Annotated in this window: 17 protein-coding genes and 1 pseudogene; 9 read left to right on the top strand and 9 right to left on the bottom strand. The window is 58.1% G+C overall.

The genetic code is table 11. The features are described from left to right. The first annotated feature begins 72 nt into the window (after positions 1 to 72). Entirely contained in the window at positions 73 to 1026 is a 954-nt protein-coding gene (locus tag DWZ15_RS01460; RefSeq protein ID WP_118448895.1) for a tRNA-dihydrouridine synthase, read from the top strand. 131 nt (positions 1027 to 1157) lie between these two features. Here DWZ15_RS01460 and DWZ15_RS01455 read toward each other — a convergent pair whose 3' ends face one another. The 5 genes from DWZ15_RS01455 to DWZ15_RS10460 form a co-directional block, all read right to left on the bottom strand. Continuing rightward, positions 1158 to 1424, bottom strand: coding sequence for a ribbon-helix-helix protein, CopG family (locus DWZ15_RS01455; RefSeq protein ID WP_055252530.1), 267 nt, complete (start codon positions 1422 to 1424; stop codon positions 1158 to 1160). An 8-nt stretch (positions 1425 to 1432) separates the two neighbouring features. After that, complete coding sequence (locus DWZ15_RS10465) at positions 1433 to 1699, bottom strand: hypothetical protein (protein ID WP_055252529.1); 267 nt, start codon at positions 1697 to 1699, stop codon at positions 1433 to 1435. A gap of 57 nt (positions 1700 to 1756) precedes the next feature. Further along, entirely contained in the window at positions 1757 to 3043 is a 1287-nt protein-coding gene (locus tag DWZ15_RS01445; RefSeq protein WP_118226633.1) for a hypothetical protein, read from the bottom strand. 418 nt (positions 3044 to 3461) lie between these two features. Continuing rightward, the gene (locus tag DWZ15_RS01440; protein ID WP_117854828.1) at positions 3462 to 3707 is read right to left on the bottom strand and encodes a glutaredoxin; all 246 of its coding nucleotides are present in this window, start codon (positions 3705 to 3707) and stop codon (positions 3462 to 3464) included. Positions 3708 to 3758: 51 nt separating this feature from the next. Further along, a complete protein-coding gene (locus DWZ15_RS10460) occupies positions 3759 to 4586 on the bottom strand; it encodes a TipAS antibiotic-recognition domain-containing protein (RefSeq protein WP_158572473.1) in 828 nt (275 codons plus the stop codon). 129 nt (positions 4587 to 4715) lie between these two features. Here DWZ15_RS10460 and DWZ15_RS10875 point away from each other — a divergent pair. The 5 genes and pseudogenes from DWZ15_RS10875 to DWZ15_RS01415 form a co-directional block, all read left to right on the top strand. Then, positions 4716 to 5078 (top strand): annotated as a pseudogene (locus DWZ15_RS10875) (SAM-dependent methyltransferase); the annotation flags it as partial. 203 nt (positions 5079 to 5281) lie between these two features. After that, positions 5282 to 5461: a hypothetical protein gene (locus tag DWZ15_RS10870; protein WP_369833167.1), complete on the top strand. Its 180-nt coding sequence runs from the start codon at positions 5282 to 5284 to the stop codon at positions 5459 to 5461. Between the two features lie 112 nt (positions 5462 to 5573). Beyond that, entirely contained in the window at positions 5574 to 6788 is a 1215-nt protein-coding gene (locus tag DWZ15_RS01425) for a MalY/PatB family protein (protein ID WP_117635836.1), read from the top strand. 142 nt (positions 6789 to 6930) lie between these two features. Next, positions 6931 to 7800 carry an ABC transporter substrate-binding protein gene (locus tag DWZ15_RS01420; RefSeq protein WP_118448892.1) on the top strand — a complete coding sequence of 290 codons (870 nt, stop codon included), beginning with the start codon at positions 6931 to 6933 and terminating at the stop codon, positions 7798 to 7800. After that, complete coding sequence (locus tag DWZ15_RS01415; RefSeq protein WP_118448889.1) at positions 7797 to 9989, top strand: ATP-binding protein; 2193 nt, start codon at positions 7797 to 7799, stop codon at positions 9987 to 9989. The genes DWZ15_RS01420 and DWZ15_RS01415 overlap by 4 nt, the downstream gene beginning before the upstream one ends. A gap of 69 nt (positions 9990 to 10058) precedes the next feature. Here the strand turns inward: DWZ15_RS01415 and DWZ15_RS01410 are convergent, their stop codons facing one another. Together DWZ15_RS01410 and DWZ15_RS01405 are read right to left on the bottom strand one after the other, a co-directional pair. Then, the gene (locus DWZ15_RS01410) at positions 10059 to 10538 is read right to left on the bottom strand and encodes a pyridoxamine 5'-phosphate oxidase family protein (RefSeq protein ID WP_118226627.1); all 480 of its coding nucleotides are present in this window, start codon (positions 10536 to 10538) and stop codon (positions 10059 to 10061) included. A gap of 42 nt (positions 10539 to 10580) precedes the next feature. Further along, positions 10581 to 13385 carry a transporter substrate-binding domain-containing protein gene (locus tag DWZ15_RS01405; protein WP_118448886.1) on the bottom strand — a complete coding sequence of 935 codons (2805 nt, stop codon included), beginning with the start codon at positions 13383 to 13385 and terminating at the stop codon, positions 10581 to 10583. Positions 13386 to 13598: 213 nt separating this feature from the next. Between DWZ15_RS01405 and DWZ15_RS01400 the strand changes: the two genes are divergently transcribed. The 3 genes from DWZ15_RS01400 to DWZ15_RS01390 all read left to right on the top strand — a co-directional run bounded on the left by DWZ15_RS01400 (position 13599) and on the right by DWZ15_RS01390 (position 16018). Further along, positions 13599 to 14024, top strand: coding sequence for a potassium channel family protein (locus DWZ15_RS01400; RefSeq protein ID WP_055252221.1), 426 nt, complete (start codon positions 13599 to 13601; stop codon positions 14022 to 14024). Positions 14025 to 14060: 36 nt separating this feature from the next. After that, positions 14061 to 14594 (top strand): TIGR00730 family Rossman fold protein, encoded by a 534-nt coding sequence (locus DWZ15_RS01395; protein WP_117758274.1) that lies wholly within the window; start codon positions 14061 to 14063, stop codon positions 14592 to 14594. A gap of 125 nt (positions 14595 to 14719) precedes the next feature. After that, positions 14720 to 16018: a chloride channel protein gene (locus DWZ15_RS01390; RefSeq protein WP_118448883.1), complete on the top strand. Its 1299-nt coding sequence runs from the start codon at positions 14720 to 14722 to the stop codon at positions 16016 to 16018. Between the two features lie 182 nt (positions 16019 to 16200). Here DWZ15_RS01390 and DWZ15_RS01385 read toward each other — a convergent pair whose 3' ends face one another. Further along, positions 16201 to 16899 carry an ABC-2 transporter permease gene (locus tag DWZ15_RS01385; RefSeq protein ID WP_118448880.1) on the bottom strand — a complete coding sequence of 233 codons (699 nt, stop codon included), beginning with the start codon at positions 16897 to 16899 and terminating at the stop codon, positions 16201 to 16203. Further along, positions 16896 to 17777 carry an ABC transporter ATP-binding protein gene (locus tag DWZ15_RS01380; protein WP_118448877.1) on the bottom strand — a complete coding sequence of 294 codons (882 nt, stop codon included), beginning with the start codon at positions 17775 to 17777 and terminating at the stop codon, positions 16896 to 16898. Before DWZ15_RS01380 ends, DWZ15_RS01385 begins: the two co-directional genes overlap by 4 nt.

Here is a 17777-nt window from a genome sequence, read left to right as displayed (position 1 = left end):
CCCGCCCTCGGTGGGCGTATTATGTGACAAAGGGACAGTCCCTTTGTCACATTGATTTGAGAATGGATGTTGATGTATTTATCGCTGGCCCCTATGGAGGGGATTACCGGGCATGTGTTCCGTCGCGTGCATGCGGAGTGCTTCGGCGCGCTCGATTGTTATTACACGCCGTTTTTGCCGCCGCCGCGGGTGGGCAATCGCTTTGGCGGCAAGGCGTTTAAAGAGGTCGATCCTGCCAACAACCAGGGACTTAACGTGGTGCCCCAGCTGATGTCCAAGAATGCGGACGAGTTTGTGTGGGCGGCGCAGGTGCTTGCCGATATGGGTTACCGCGAGGTCAACCTCAACCTTGGCTGCCCTTCGGGTACGGTGGTCGCGAAGGGCAAGGGTTCGGGCTTTCTGCGCAATTTGGATGAGCTCGAGGTGTTCTTGAGCGACGTGTGCGAACGCTCGCCCTTGCCGGTGTCGGTCAAGACCAGACTGGGGCTCGAATGCGATGACGAGTACGAGTGCGTGCTCGACCTCTATTGCCGAATGCCGCTGGCGGAGTTGATCGTGCATCCGCGCGTGCAAAAGGACCGTTATACGGGCTCACCGCGCAAAGAGTTTTACGGCGAGACGCTGGAACGGGCGCCGTTCCCCGTGGCCTATAACGGCGACATCTTTGATCTTGAGGACATGGATGCGCTGGTGAAGGCCTATCCCGGAACACGCCACGTAATGTTGGGGCGCGGCTTGCTTGCGAATCCCGCGCTGGCTCGCATGGTTAAGGGCGACCCTGCCGCTACCGCCGCTGAGCTGCAACGCTTCCATGACATGCTGTTTGCGGCCTATGCGGACGAGATTGGGGGCAACGCGGTCTTTCGCATGAAGGAGTGGTGGTTCTACGCCAAATGCGCCTTCGCCGATCCCGCGACCGTTCACAAACTCGTACGCAAGACCAAAAAGGTCGATGAATACCGTGCTGCTGTCGACCGTGTCTTTCGCGAGCAGCAGCTTGCGCCCATCGCCCGCTTTTGTGGCTAAATGATCCCTTGGGGACGGAGAAGAACGGATCGCCTGTGCCGGACCCATGCAAAAAACTGCACGCCAGCATCCAAGGATGTCGAAAAATATCGTTTTTGGATGCTGACGTACATGTTTGGTTCGGCAGGGGACTAGGCAATCATTGCATCGAGTGTAATGAGTTCCCTGAGTCGCTCCGTGCGCGTTTGCCCATGGCGCTTTGCCTTTGCGTCAAATGCTTCAAGAACCGATTCGCCCACACGTGCCGATAAAACAACGCTTGGTTCATCGGAAATCGGCGGCCTTCCCAACTTGACGGTGTGGCCCTTCGGCCACTCATCTTTTTCGTATGCCGCTGCGGCTTTTTCTAGCTCACCGGGAGCAAACCCCATCATCTTTTCGAGCTGTTTAGCGTCCATAGCGCCTCCTATCGATCGATTCCGATTTCCCTGAGCACCTTGCGCGTAGGAGGGACAAGGGCGTGGTAAATGATGTAACCATCTCGGTCGGGGCAACATCGAGCAATGAGCTCCATGAGGCGGTTTTTTCCATCAAGTCCAACGAGAACGTAATCGATGCCTCCATTTTCAAGATCACGCCTAAACCATGCGAAAGCGGAGTTCCAAGCGCAGGTAATATCCGTCTCTGTCAGCCCATGTTTGAGGGCATGGGGGTGGATTGCGATGAGCTCCATAGGGACCTCTCTTTATGTATACAGTTTTGTAGACAAAAATACAAGCAGTTAATACGGTTAAGCAGCCTGTTTTGGTTGGACTGTTGGTTGCATAGTTGGCACGAGAGGCTCTAGCGTTTTTTCGCTCTTTAGCTCGGTGTATGAGCGTCCGTTGAACTCCCAGAGGGGAGTGTTTTCATAGACTATTGCGAGGAGCTTGGAGACCTTGTTTATCTCCGCTTGTTTGTAAAAATCGGGTCGTACGACGATCAATAAAAATTCGGCATCTTCGGTTGTTTGTTGTGCTGTCGGCATGCCGTTGAGACCAATAGAACGCAAGAGCTTTGCCATGATGAAATCGAACTCGTCCTCTCTTGCGTGAAGGCTTGCGGCACCCAGCTTGGAATCATTCAAGATATACAATTTGAGATTATTAACAGATTGTGTGTAGCTGGCATATCCACAGACGATGTCCTCATAGTCTAGTTTTTCGATTGGATGCTGCTTATGGCCAGTGAATATGGCCGCCCTCCTGCTCTGAACACGTCGCTCGCGTAACGAGCGCATTTCCTGGGTGTACTCGCTATGGCGTTCGTATCTTCGATAGGAATATCCGTAGTCGTCGTAGTAATAAGGGTTATTTTCGACCGTGTCGTCTAGTTCCGGCGCTATGAGGTACAGCTCTCCGTCCTTGGAAAGTATGCAGGGGTTGTCGATGCGCCCCGACTCCTCTTTGATTTTCCAAATAGTTTCATTTACTTCGAATATCGAGACTGGTTCGGGAGCGCAAGAATTGTAAAGCTCAACAAACTTCTCGAGCGAAATGATTCCGCAGGCATCTGTATAAGCGCGGGCAAAGCGCCAAACTTCCTGGTTCGCTGTGAGCTCGCGGAATTCTCTGTTGCTTGGAGCATCTTGTGGATTCTGGTATCTGGCGTGAAGCGCGATGTGCGATGAGGGCCACCTGTTGTCGGCCGCGACGTTCATGAGCTCAAGACGCAGGTACTCGTTTGTGACGCGAGCGAGTGCCTCATAGTGGGCTAGGTCAAGCTCTGATCGAAAAGGTGCGTATTTGGGAACGGCGCGAGCGAACTTAATGCAGCGTGCGAGATAGGATTGTCCTAGGCGGGGGCCATAGTGCTTGTGTAGATGGCCGCCGACGGGGGAGAGCAGTCCTTTGAGATTAGTAATGGGGTATCCGGCAGTCTCTTGTTCGAGGCGGCGCCCAATGAGCAACGCCCCCTCTAACGAAGTCTCATGATCGAGTCTCTTTTGATTGAGACTCTTGGCTTCAACGATCTTGCTGATATCTGAGCAGGCGCTTGATACGGTGTCGGACGTAAAGGTTGGAATCTTTTTTGCCATAACGATGCACTCCTGTGTGGCTCACGGATAACGGAAACGTTTGGTTGTGAGTGTCGTTCTTTGACGGCGACGACGAACAGGAGCGCAGCCTGTCTGAGATGGACGAGTGCGGTAACCACCGATCTTACTTACCGGGCTCGCTCCAGCGTGTCATTGGGGACCTCCGCGGGAACTCTCGACCATTCTCATGCCTTGAGGCGAGTATAGCATAAAAAGCAAACGTATGTTCTATTAAATCGATACTAGTCGTTGGGGACGTTCTTTAACGACTAGTCATTTAAGAACGTCCCCAACGATTGCCCACAAATAGCTGTACGTCAGCATCCAAAGATGTCGAAAAATGTCGACTTTGGATGCTGACGTACATGTTTGGTTCGTATGGGTTTGTGCGTTGGGGCCGGCCGACCGCAATAGAACGCTAGAGCAAATTCTCCTGCACCCACGCGATGATGTCGCCCGACTCGTAGAGTGGCGTGCCGTCAATGAACAGGCAGGGAACTTGGCGCTTTCCGCCGACGGCGATGAGCGTCTGCTCGGCATCGGAATCGGTCGAGATATTACGCTCGGGGATGGTCACGCCGTTATCGGCCAGGAAGCGCTTGACCTTTATGCAATACGGGCAGCCGGTCATAACGTAGAGCGCGAGTTCGTGATCAGTAGCCATAGGTCTCCAATCGGTTGAGGTTTCGATTGAAATACCCAAAGCCGCCGCGGTCTATGCACGCGTCAACGACGACTCGATTGCCTGTACCAGAAACGCCGTGGCTCCGGTGCCGCAGGGCTTGTCGTAGTAGTCAACAAAGCGCTGGTCGGCAAGATAACCATTGGCGAGGCCCAGGTATGCTTCGTCCTGGGGCTCGTGTCCCCAGTTAAGGCCAACCCATCGGCGGTGCATTGCGACAAGCTTGCGGGCTTCGTTACTCTTTGGATTGCCGTCGCCCATGGCAATCGAGAGCTGGCCCAAAATCGCGCGCTCGAGTTCTTTCATGTCGTTCCATGTCTCGGGATCCATATCCAGCAGTGCTTCGTTTGCGGCGTCGATCGCCTCGTCGCCATAGCGCGCCCGCGCCTCGGCACCGTAGCGCTCCTCGTTTTCGTGCACGGAGCGCCAGCGCTCCAGTTGCGGCAGCACGGCGCCCATGAGCGAGACGGCTTCATCGAGCGACATGCCGGTGCTTTGTGCCAGCCGCGGGGCACAATCTTCGATCATTGCCTCCATCGTGGTCTCATAGGTGTACTTGCCGCGGTCGTAGCACCACTTGCAGTAATGATCGGTCCTGGCGCCCGCGGCATCGGTGCCGCAGTCATCGGGCGTGAGCACCATGCCGCAGCTCTGGCAATAGTGCTCGGGCATTTCGAGCAGGTGCGACAGCGGCTCTCCGGTTACGGCGGCAATGAGTTTCATCATGTCGATGCCCGGGGTGACTTCGCCGCGCTCCCAGCGGCTCACGGCCTGGCGCGTGACATAGAGCTTGGCGGCGAGCTGCTCTTGGGTGAGGCTGTTGGCACGACGAACGGCGATGAGTTTTTCTGCAAAGGCCATAACGGCTCCTTTCTGCTGCTTGTTGGCTTAAGCATACGCGGCAGCCGATGCCCTTCCAAGCAACCGTTGGTTGCATGCAGATGGCGATGACAAGCAATCGCGGCCTGCTGCCCTCGCCCGTGCCGTACAATGACCGGCATGAAACCTATTGCACACATACATACCGACCTGCCGCAAAAGTTCGGCATCCCGCGCAACAGCTTTTTGGCGCCCCATCTTGAGGGACGCATCGTCTTTGAGCCGGAATTTGCCTCCAGCGCGGCAGTTGAGGGTCTGGACTCCTTCTCTCACCTGTGGCTGCTCTGGCGCTTTGAAAACGGAACACCCGGCGGCGCGGCCGAAGACATCGCCGCCGATGCCAAGACACAGGATAGGTCCGGCACCAACGCCAAGTGGTCGAAGACCGTGCGTCCGCCGCGCTTGGGTGGAGCCGAGCGCGTGGGCGTATTTGCCACGCGCAGCCCGTTTCGACCTAATCCCATTGGGCTTACCTGCGTCAAACTCGATCATGTCGGGCTTACCGACGATGGCCCCATCATCCATGTGCTAGGGCCGATCTGCGTGACGGCACGCCCATCTACGACATTAAGCCCTACATTCCGTTTGCGGACTGCCACTCGGATGCGACCGGCGGCTGGATTGAGGATGCGCCGTGGCAAGAGCTCGACGTTGACTTCCCGCAAGCGCTGCAGGAGATGGTCCCGCCCACGAAGCTCCCCGGGTTGGTCGAGGTCCTTCGCCAAGATCCGCGCCGCGCGGGTAGCAAGCACGAGCCAAACCGCATTTACCACTTGGCTTACGCTGGGCTCGACATATCCTTTACGGTTGACGGATCCAAGTTGACGGTAACCGCCGTCAACGACGCGCGGGACTAGCCAGCCATTCGATGGCGCTCGCCAAATTCAACGCCAAACCCCGTGCCAAAATCGCCCACGCTGGTGGACAATAACGCCTATCAAAACAATCCGCTTTGCACGGGAGCTCAGCATGAAATACGACTTTACTTCGCTTATCGACCGCCACGGCATGGACGCCATCGCCGTTGACTCCTGGGGCGAGATCCCTGGCATGGCTCCGAACGCGCCCGACGAGGGCTTCGACCGCATCCCCATGTGGGTGGCGGACATGAATTTTGCCACGGTGCCCACGGTCCAGGAGCACATCATTCAGCGCGCCCAGCATCCCATGTTTGGCTATTTCGATCCGCGCGACGAGTACTTCGACCGCATCATCGAATGGCAGAGCCGACGTAATGGCGTCGAGGGTCTGCTCCCGGAGCATATCGGCTACGAAAACGGCGTGCTGGGCGGTGTCGTGTCGACCCTGCGGGCGTATGTCCAGCCGGGCGATGCGGTGCTGGTCCACAGCCCTACCTACATCGGCTTTACCAAGTCCATCGAAGCCGCGGGCTATCGCATTGTCCACAGCCCGCTTAAGCTCGACGACCAGGGCGTGTGGCGCATGGACTTTGAGGACATGGAACGCAAGCTCACCCAAAACCACATCCACGCCGCGGTGTTCTGCTCGCCGCACAATCCTTGTGGCCGCGTATGGGAGCGCGACGAGATCGAGCGCGCCATGGACATCTATCGCCGGCACGATTGCGTGGTGATTTCGGACGAGATTTGGTCCGACATCATCTTGCCCGGTCACAAGCATATCCCGACGCAGTCGGTGAGCGAGGATGCCCGCATGCGCACGGTCGCCCTCTATGCGCCCAGCAAGACGTTTAACCTGGCGGGCCTGGTCGGCAGCTACCACATCATCTATAACGAGACGCTGCGCGACCGCGTGTGCGCCGTGTCCAATAAGACCCACTACAACGAGATGAATGTCCTTTCGATGCATGCGCTTATCGGCGCCTACCAGCCGCAGGGCTACGAGTGGCTCGATGAGCTCAACGAGGTTATCGAGGGCAACATTGACTACTTCTGCGATTACGTGGACGAGCATTTTGAGGGCGTGTCCTATTCGCGCCCGCAGGGCACCTATATGGTGTTCCTGGACTGCACGGAGTGGTGCTGCGTGCATGGGCACGATATTCAGTGGCTGCTCGACGAGGGGGCGCGTGTGGGCGTGGGCTATCAGGACGGCCGTCCATTCCATGGACCTTGCCACATTCGCGTGAATCTGGCGCTGCCGCTTTCGCGTGTAAGGGAGGCGTGCGACCGCTTGGACCGCTACGTTTTTAATGCACGGTAAGTGAGTGCTGCATGCGGGGCTGTCTGCCAGATTGGCTGGAAGGCCCCGTATGGTAAAGCATCTGTAACCATTGAGCGCAAGCGCGGTTTTGTCTGCTAATATCTTTGCTCTTGAGTCTGTAAACAGGATCGTCTGGAGCTCGATGAAAAGACCTCGTCGCTCGGCCGCCATATCGTTGTTTGTTGCGCTTGCAGTGGTGGGCGCCTTTGTCGTGGCGATAGCTGGCTGTTCCGGGTTGAATGATGGGGCCGCGGCGTCTGCATCAGAAGGCGCAGCCGCCTCGCAGGTCAAAGACGACAACCTTAAGACGCTCAACGTTGGCAGCGACCTCTATCCACCGTTTGTGTATAGCAACGAGTACGGCGATATTGTTGGCCTGGATGTCGATATTTTGACCGAGGCTTTGGGCCGCATTGGCTACAAGCCAAAGTACCAGCTGATCGACTGGGAAAAGAAGAAAGAGCTGCTGGCGAGCGGCGAGCTCGATTGCGTCATGGGCAGCTTTAGTATGACGGGCCGCGAAGGCGAGTATCGCTGGGCGGGGCCGTACCTTGCGAGCCGACAGGTGGTTGCTGTCGATCCCGAAAGCGATATCTACACGCTTGCCGATCTTGAGGGTAGGGTCGTGGCGGTCCAGTCCACCACCAAGCCCGAATCGATTCTGCTCAATCACACCAATGAAAACGTTCCGCAGATTAAGGAGCTCTACAGCTTTTCGGACCGCTCGTACCTGAACCCGGCGCTTGTCGAGGGCCTAGTCGACGCCATCGCCGCGCATGAGTCCTCGCTGCTCACCTACGAAAAAGACTATGGCGTGACGTATCGCATTTTGTCTGAGCCGCTGCTAGAGGTTGGTTTGGGCACCGCTTTCGATATCAACGACACACGCGGCATCGACGTTAAGCTCACCCATGCCTACCAAGAAATGCTTGCCGATGGCACCATGGAGCGCCTGGTGTCAAAGTATTTTGATGACCCTTCGCCCTTTTTGAATATGGAGGGCCTGTCGTGATCGATGCACCCGACCACACCACAGAGAAGCGGGGCGACCGTTCGGCCCTGGCATGGCTCCTTGCCGCCCTGTTGGGGATAGCGCTCTCGGCTGCTGCCGGCGCGATGAGCTACGGTTACACGACGGCCCAAGCCGAGCAGCGCTTTTCCGACGTTGTCGATTACGTGGCGACACAGAGCCTTTCCTACGATGCGTTCAACAGCGCCTATGCGACTAAAAATCTGATTCGCGTTATGGAGATTGCCGGAGAGGTAGCGCGCGATATAGAGCGCGATGCCTCGGCGGATAACGCCACACTGGAGCAATATGCCGATCAGTTCAACGTGAGGGCGCTGATTGTGACGGACACATCGGGTAACTTGGTGTCCGAGTCCTCGACGGATAACGTGGGCTACGAGTCGCTTGCCGCATATCTTAAAGAGACGCCCGTGCTGGAAGTGGCGACTCATCCGCTTAAGTCCTATACCGCCCGCATTACGCTTGCGGATGATTCGGTCGCAGACATTGGCTGCGTGGCCCGGCAGGACGGCGAGGGCATCGTTGTCGCGGTGAGGCACCAGAGCGCCAAGGCGGTCGCGAGCAATACGCTCAAGTTGCAGAGCTTGCTCGATGGTTACGAGACCATCGATAGCGGCAATATCGTGATCGAAAACGACGGTAAGGTCGTTGCGACCAACGCTGTCGAGCCCACCATGTCGGGCGTGTTTGATTTGCCTGCGACGGATGCCGTCATTGTCGACGGTATCAAGGAGCGTTGCCTGGCTGGTAAGGTCAGATTGGTCAACGCCAACGGCGAGTGGTATCTGGGCACATTTGGTAAAGCGCGCCAATTCTACGTGTACACCTATGCCCCCGCGCGGCGTTACTTCGAGACCGTCGCTGTTGTTGTTGCCAGCGTGTTGGCGCTCTACGGCGGTGTTATAGCCACTGTTGCGTTGGCGCGCCGCCGCGCCGAGCGTCAACGCTTTGCCGACCTGTTGCAGCAGGAGCGCAACTATGGCGACAAGCTGGCAAAGGCAGCGCGCGAGGCGTCGTCTGCCAACTCTGCAAAGACGGAGTTTCTGCGCCGTATGAGCCACGACCTGCGCACGCCCATCAACGGCATTCGCGGTATGGTCGAGGTGGGCGATGCCAACGCGGACAACTTGCAAAAACAGACCGAGTGCCGCTCAAAGATTTGGACGGCGTCGGGGCTGCTGCTCGACCTTGCGAACGAGGCGCTCGATATGAGTCGCCTGGAGAGCGGGCAGGTCGATCTGGAGCTCGTGCCCACAAATTTGGTGGTTCTCACCCGTGAAGTACGCGATATTCTGGAGCGCCAGGCCGAGGAGCGTCTGGTGACAATTATCTGCGATCAACAGGCTCTTGATCATCCCTATGCACGGGCGAGCGTGACGCACCTCAAGCGCTTGTTGGTCAATGTTGCCGGCAATGCCGTCAAGTACAACCGCCGGGGCGGCTATGTTCGCCTGACGTGTCGCGAGGTGGAGCCGGTGGACGGCGTCCCCGTCTATGAATACACGATCGCCGATAACGGTATTGGCATGAGTGAGGAGTTCCAGCAGCACCTCTACGAGCCGTTTACTCGCGAGGAACAACAGGTGGAAGGCGCTTCATCGGGAACTGGTCTGGGCGCGTCTATTGCCAAGCAGCTGGTCGAGCTTATGGGCGGAACCATGAGCTTTACGAGCGCCTTGGGGCAGGGGACGACGTTTACCATCCGCCTGCCGCTTGAGAAGTGCGAGCGCTCCGAGATTCCCCAGGCAGCTCGCGTGGGTGCGGGCGACAGCGACGCGCTCCAGGGCTTGCGCGTTTTGCTCGTTGAGGATAACGACCTGAATGCCGAGATCGCACAGTTTACGCTCGACCGTGCCGGTGCCATCGCGACGCATGTTAAGGATGGCGAGTCTGCCGTCGAGACGTTTGCCGCGAGTGCGCCGCACGAGTACGACGTGGTGCTGATGGACATCATGATGCCTGGCATCGATGGCCTTGAGGCCACGCGTCAGATTCGGGCACTCGATCGCGAGGATGCCGCGACCACGCCGATCATCGCCGTGAGCGCCAACGCCTTTGCCGACGACCGTAGGCTTTCGCGCGAGGCGGGCATGAACGCGCACCTGAGCAAACCCGTGAGCTCGCAGGAACTCATTGAGGCGCTTGCGCACATAGCCGCCGACGCTTCATAAGCATATGGCCCGGTTCCAATGTTGGTTGGAACCGAGCCATTTTGCTATTTGCAGGACCTGTTTTTGGGCTTACTTTTCATGGATCTGCTTGCCGCAAAGATGCTCAATCGAAATCTCGTAGAGTTGGACGCCCTTGATGTCTTTGGCGATTTCCTCCTCGACTTCTTCGGCAGAAGGGTAGTACTTAAGCGCTAACTGGCGGACTTTGTCCTCGATAAACGAAGGCGTCTCGTCTACCAGGCGGCAACGGCCAAAGACCACGGTGCTCATAACGTAGGGAGCCCAGTCGTCGTCCTTGTACCACTCGTTGCCGTACACGGTAAAGCAGACTTTATCGTCACGCTTGAGCGAATCGACCTTGTGGCCAGCCTTGGCGCCATGGAAATAAATCTTGTCGTGTTTGGGGTCAAAGAAGTAGTTGACGGGAATGGCGTATGGGTAGCCATCATCGCCGTTAACGGCAAAGACGCCGCGCTTACAGGTGGCCAGCAGCTCGCGCGCCTCCTCGTCGGTGATGGCACGTTTCTTTCGGCGTAAGGGTCTAAACATCGTCGGCTTCCTTTCTAACTGTGCATGACAGTTGGGCACAAACTATAGCGAAACAGTTCCGTTTTGCTTGATGCGGGCGAGCATGCTTTTGAGCTTGTTAAAGTCGAGCGGTTTGGGCAGATGGGCGTTCATGCCGGCGTCACGTGCCGCTTGTACGTCCTCGGCAAAGGCATTGGCGGTGAGCGCGATGATGGGGATGTCGGCTGCATCGGCCTTCTCGCTCAGGCGAATCGCGCGGGTTGCCTCGTAGCCATCCATGCCCGGCATCATAATGTCCATCAGGATCGCATCGAAGCTGCCGGCGGGACGACTAGTGTATAGTTCGACCGCTTCTTTGCCGTCGGCGGCGCGAGTTACGACGATGCCTTCGCTTTCGAGCAGGGCCTGGGCAATTTCGGCATTGAGCTCGTTGTCTTCGGCCAAAAGAACGTTCATGCCGGCAAGCGAGCAGCTGATCGCCTGCTCGTCCGCACCTTCTCTTGCCTGAGGGTTCTTGTCGATATCGAGCGGAATCTGGACGTTGAACGTACTTCCCACGCCGACCTCGCTCGAAATCTCAATCGTGCCTCCCATCATGTCTATGAGCGATTTGACGATCGGCATGCCCATGCCAGTTCCCTGAAATTTACTGCGGGCATCGTTGCCCTCTTGGGCAAACGGTTCGTAGATGTGCTTAAGAAACTCGGGCGACATGCCGATGCCGGTGTCCGAGACGCTAAAGCAAAACACGGCGTGCTCGTCGTCGACCGGCTTGATGGTCGATGAGAACGTGACGGTGCCTCCGTGCTTGTTGTACTTGATGCTGTTGTCGAGCAGGTTGACAAGGATCTGCCGAATATGGGTGGGGCTGCCGATCATATATTGGTCGACAGCGTAGGGCTCGCTGGTGTCGAGCATGGTTATGCCGCGGTCCGATGCGCGGAGCTTGCACAGTACGAGCGCATTGTCGCACAGCTCTTTAAGGTTGAATGATTCGTGCTCGAGCGTCACTTTGCGCTCCTCGATCCTGCCCATCTCGAGGATGTCGTTAATCAGTGACAGCAGGTGATTGGCGGCAACGCGTGCCTTGGCGCGGCTTTCGCGGGCGACCTGCATGTCGCCTTCTCTCAATTCCTCAATTTCGATAAGGCCCAGGATGCCGTTGAGCGGCGTGCGGATGTCGTGGCTCATGCGCGTGAGGAAAGCGGTTTTGGCGGCGTTGGCGGCATCGGCTTTCTGCCGTTCCTCCTGTGCGCGGTAAAGCGACCAGACAAGGATGACGATGCCGGTGAGCAAAATGCAGATGACGACTGCCGCAATGACGATGCGGTTGCGGTAGAGAAGTCGGAACGCATCCGATTCTTGCGCCGAGTACGATGTGGGGAAATAGCTGTTTGCAGAGAGCGATTCACCTGCATTGACGATGCCCTTATTGATGATTCCCAGCAGCTCGGGCTTGCCGCGCGAAATTAAACACGATAGTTGTGCCGTGTTGGTGAGTTCCTGTGTTTCGAAATCCTCGATGTCGTAGATGTCGCGGAGAGTTTCCAGGCGCGTGCTGGGGACAATGATGCAACGTGCCTTCCCCTCATCGAGGGCTTTGAGCACCTCGCCGTCATTCGAATACTCGGTTACCGTTGCGTTCGGAAAGAGACTTTCGAGCTCAAAACGGTTAACGATTGTGCTCTTTGTACAAGCGATGTTCTTAAGGTCGCTGTTCAGGTTTTTGCCATTGTGAATGGCGGTCAGCGAAACCGTTCCCATCGAGTTTGACTGGATGACCCCTGTCTGCTCGGCGAGCCAGTAGTCGCGAAACAACGGCAGGGCGACATCGATGGTTCCGTTGGAAAGGGCTTTGATCATTTGCTTGTTGTTCGAGAGTGCGATTGTTTTGACCGTAATGTCAAACTTGTCGTGCAGCGTCGTTGCAAGCGAGGCGAGCGACCCTTCCATCTCGCCGTCGTCATTTTGCGTACAGTAGGGAAGTTGGTTTTTAAGATAGCCGAGCGTGATGGTATTGCCGTTTTCTTTGAGCCAGGTGGTCTCGGTGCCGGTGAGCGATGACGAGCCACTGTTTTGGGTCGAGTAACTCGTTTTGACTTCCTCGTTATAGCGCGGGTTATCGCGGGCGATGGTCGTCATGGCGGCGTTGATGTCGTTCATCAGGTCAGGGCGGCTTTTGGGAACGGCAAAATAGTAGTCGCTCGAGCCTACGTAGAACATGGGTGACGCATCGGGCGACGAAATGGTGTCGTTCATGATGACGGCGTCGACCTCGCCGTCTGCAAGCGCCTCAAAGAGGGCACTGCCGGTGTCGATTTCTTTATAGGTGCAGGTAACGCCTTCGTCGGCGAGCCACTGCTGGCCGACGATAGTTTGCATAACGCCAGAGTTGCAGCCGATGGTGAGGCCTTGGAGCGCCTGGGGGTCACCCTTGGCCAGGTCGTCGCGGTCGGGCCTGGCGTAGATGTAGTAGCGCTCGGTGCCCTCGGGGTTCGAGGAAAAGAGCAGCTTCTGCTCGCGTTCTGCCGAATACGAGATGTTGGGCATGAGGTCGATTTCGCCTGCCTCGAGCATGTCCATAAGCTCGGAGAAGGTGCCGCTAACGTATTCGTATTGCCAGCCCTTTGTGTAATACGAGAGGGTCTGGAGGTACTCGTAGCCCCATCCCGAGAGGCGCTCGCCCGGCGTGCCTTCCTGGAAGCCTTTGTTGTTGACGAGCCAGCCAACGCGAACCGTCTTGACCTGCTGGTCGGAGTCGGCGGCAAAGGCGGGGGCAGGCATGACGGCGCTCAGTACGGTGAGTACGGCAACCGCGACGGCTAGGGTGCGATATAGAGCCAAACGAAGGATGGCGGAAGGTTTCACATGTAATCCTATCGAGTCGAGACAGTATCACATAAGGATACCAGCTCAACCTGCCCACTCAGCCACCGCACCGCTAAACGGTCAGGTAGTCATTGGGGACGTTCTTGTTTGACTAGTCATTTAAGAACGTCCCCAATGACTAGTTCCGTTTGCGGGGGAGGCGTGGGACAATACCGAGCGAATGTGATTGGGCGTCTGGGAAAAGAGGTCGCGATGAACAAGTTGAGGACGCTTGCTGACGTGTTGCGCCAGGCTGGCTTTGCGCGCATCACGGGCCTGTTTCTCGTCTTCTATCTGCTGTGCTCGACGGCCGTCTGGCTGTCCGAGCCCACGACCCTCACGTTTGGCGACGGCCTCTGGTTTAGCTTTGAGACCGTATCGACGATCGGCTTCGGTGATATCCCGGCCGAGACGCCGGTTGCCCGCGCTATCACCGTCGTTTTGAGCGTCATCAGCATCTTCTACATCGCCATGCTCACGGGCGTGGCGGTGAACTACTGCAACACGCTCATCAAGATGCGTCAAAAGGACACCATGGCGCGCTTTATGGACGATCTAGAGCATTTGGAAGAGCTCGATCGTGACGAGCTCGCCGACCTGTCGCGCCGTGTGCGCGAATATCGCCGACGCCAACGCTAGAACGGGCGACGCGCGTCACGACGAGGGGGACTGAATATGAATATCACGGTATACCTGGGCGCGAGCGTCGGCAACGACCCGGCGTTTCTGCCTGCAGTGCGAGAGCTCGGCACGTGGATTGGCTCCAACGGCCACGCGCTGGTATACGGCGGCTCCAAGTCGGGCCTGATGGGCGCGCTTGCCGATAGCGTGCTCAATGCTGGCGGGCATGTGACGGGCGTTGAGCCGAGCTTTTTTATCGAGGCAGAGTTTCAACACGACGGTATTGACGATCTCATCGTGACGAGTGACATGGCCGAGCGTAAGGCCAAGATGATCGAGCTCGGCGACGCGTTCATCGCCTTCCCGGGCGGTACGGGCACGCTCGAGGAGATTGCCGAGGTCATGTCCGCCGTGTCGTTGGGGCATCTCGATGCGCCGTGCATCCTGTACAACCTCGGGGGCTACTACAACGATCTTAAGTCGCTGCTCGGGCGCATGATCGACAAGGGCCTATCGAGCCCGCAGCGCCAGACCGGCATCTACTTTGCCGACGACCTGCGTCAAATCGCATCGATTATCGGCGCCTAAGCCTTAGGCTCATCGCTCGTGCGGCACCCAACGGCACCGTTCGCGGCGTAGATGGTTAGCCCGCCCGAGGCCTGCTCGTCCTACAATAAAACGTATCTTTGTCGATTTGACCACGGGAGGTCCCGATGGATACCCTTGCAAAACCCAAAAACCGTGCGCTGTTCTTAGTGAGCGTGGCTGCGACCGGTGCGTTTGCGGGCACCGCGGTCTGGCTGTTCTTCTTTGCGATGGAGCGCGGTATCGACTATCTATGGACCGAGATCCCGCATATGCTGGGCGTCGCTTCACCCGAGCTCGCGAGCGGCCCGTTCGGGTTTTTGCCGTATCCGTTTTTCGTCTGCCTGCTGGGCGGCCTGCTGATCGGCCTGTACGAAAAGATGACGGGCACCAAGACCGATGACCTCAACCAGGTAATGGCCAAGGTTAAGCAAGACGGTCGCTATCCGTACGACAACCTGGGCAAGCTTTCGCTCGCGGCGTTGCTGCCGCTGCTGTTTGGCGGAAGCATTGGACCGGAGGCCGGCCTGACCGGCGTTATCGCGGGTCTGTGCAGCTGGGTCGGCGACCGCATGCGTCGCTTTGGTGCCGAGTTTAGGCAGCTCACGCTGCTGGGTACCCAGGCCGCCCTGACGGCGCTCTTTACCGCGCCCGTCTTTGGTTTTGTGGCGCCGCTCGCCGGTAGCGCCGACGGCCAGGGCGCTGGCGAGGACTCCGCGTCCGATGAGATCACCATCAAGCTGCCCAAGGCGCAAAAGACCGTGGTCTACGGCATCGCGATTGCCGGCGGTCTGGGCACCTATCTGCTGCTCGGCAGGCTTATGGGCGGCGGTATGGGCATGCCGAGGTTCGAGGCCGCGCAGGTGGGCAACCTCGAGCTTGCCTGGCTTATTCCCCTGGCGTTCGTCGGCACGGCCTGTGGCTGGCTGTACTTTGTTTCGGAGCACGCGAGCGAGGCATTGGCCCACGCCATAGAGGAGCGCCCTGTCGTCAAGGCCATGCTGGCCGGTTTGGCGCTCGCCATCTGCGGCACGGTCCTGCCCTACACCATGTTTGCCGGCGAGACGCAGGCCGATGTGCTTATGAAGACCTATATGACCATTCCCGCTGGCGCGCTTATTGCAACCGGTCTTGTCAAGGCCATGCTGACGCCCGCCCTCATCAACATGGGCTGGCGCGGCGGTCACTTCTTCCCGGTTATCTTTTCGGGCGTGAGCCTGGGCTACGGCTTCGCTATCCTTACCGGCGCCGATCCGGTCTTTTGCGTCGCCGTCTGCACCGCCTCGACGATGGGCGCCGTCATGCGCCAACCCGTCATGGTCGTGGGCCTGCTGCTCATGTGCTTCCCGCTCAAGGGCATCGTCTGCATGATCATCGCCGCCGTCATTGCGGCAGGCATTCCGCTGCCCAAGCCGCTGCGCAAGTAGCACGGCGGCGCACGGTCAATACAAACATCTCAAGCCCGGTGTGAGGGTGTCCAACTTGAGCTTGTGCCCTTTGACGGGTCGTTATTTTCAAAATGCTGCTGTAATCCACGACACGGGTTGAGCGCCTTCCCAATAATGGGCCACGCCGATCTGTGGCGCATGTCCGATGATACCGCGCCTGCCTACAGGTCGCGCGCTCGATAGACCTTGGTGCTGATAGCGCAGCTCAGTGTAAATAGCACGAGGGCCAGGACGGCAATTCCTGCGCACAGGCAGCCGAGGACGGCGGGATCGGGATTTGCCCCGGCAATCGACATGAGCCAGTTGCTGATGGGGTTGGAGGAGCTCAGCGTGGCCATGGTGCCGCAACCAAGCAGGGCAAACAGGCCAACGGATAGGCGCAACGCCTCCATGTGTCCAAATCGAAAGAACAGCGGCTGCGCCAAAAACACCATCATGAGGGAGATGAGCATCGAGGCTGCCGAGGCTATTGCAATCTCAAAGACGGTTTGTCCTGTCGAGGTCACGCCCGCGCTGTTGAAGAACGGAAGGGCGATGATGTTCAAAAGCACGGCGGCGCAGGCCATGATGGCCGAGAAGACAACGATGCACAGGTAGCGTGCGCAAATAATGTCTTTGCGCGTGAGAGGCAGCGTTGCCCGATAGCGTTCCCATCCGTTTTGATTGTCGTAACCGGCCAGTGAGTTCATGAATAGGATGGGCGACATGGCACTGACGGCGCAGGCGCCGGCGCTCATGCCGGAGTCGCCACCAGACGTGTTGGCGAGCGTCAGCACAACGAATATGAACAGGCCGACGCCCGCGATGCTCGGGACAAGCGTGCGAACGATGGCGAGCTCGGACATAAAGGCGCGTTTCATTTCGAAGCTCCTTTCAGCGTGAGGCGCAGGTAGTCATCAATGGTTGCCCGATCGCAGGGAATCTCGGGAAAGGCCTCGAGCGCTTCGCGACGGTTGGGCACGAGCACGTCCACGCTATAGGCGTGGTGGGCGGCACGGGCGGCTTCGACGCAAGCCATAAGCTCGGCGGCCTGTGCCTGGGTGCAGTGGGCGATGCCGGCGCGGTCAGTAATGTCCTCGCGCGGCAGGTCAAACACAATCGAGCCGTTATCGATGCAGATGACGCGGTCGGCGGCGCGATCGAGGTCGGACGTAATGTGGCTCGAGAGCAGCACGCTGCGCTGGCCGTCGGAAACAAAGGCGAGCAGCTCGTCGAGCAGCTCTTCGCGCGCCATGGGATCGAGGCCCGCGGTGGCTTCGTCCAAAACGAGCAGCTTGGCATTGTGACTGAGCGCACACGCGAGCTGCAGCTTCATGCCCATGCCGCGGGAGAGGTCCTTGACCTTTGCCTTGGGATCGAGGCCAAATCGGTCGATGAACCCGGCGAACGTTTCGCAGCTCCACGTGGGGTACGCCGGGCCTACGAGCCTCTCGATCTGGCCCACCTTGAGCGTGGAGGGGAAGGGGCACGTGTCCAGGACAAGGCCTACGCGGGAGCGCAGGTGGCGCTGCGTCTCGTCGGGCGCGTTGGTGTCGCAGCGCTGTCCAAACAGATGCACCTTGCCGGCATCGAGCTTTATAAGCCCGAGCGCGGCACGAATGGTCGTTGTCTTGCCGGCGCCGTTTGCGCCCACAAAGCCGACAATCTGGCCGGGCTCCACGGTAAGCGTGACATCGCGTAGCGAAAAACGGTCGCTCACACGGCGTGAGATGCCTTTGAGTTCTAAAAGGTTTTGCAT

Source organism: Collinsella sp. AF29-7AC, from assembly GCF_003475665.1.
Lineage (GTDB): Bacteria > Actinomycetota > Coriobacteriia > Coriobacteriales > Coriobacteriaceae > Collinsella.
Note: the sequence above shows the minus strand (reverse complement) of the source record. Positions and strands in the feature narration are given on the sequence as shown.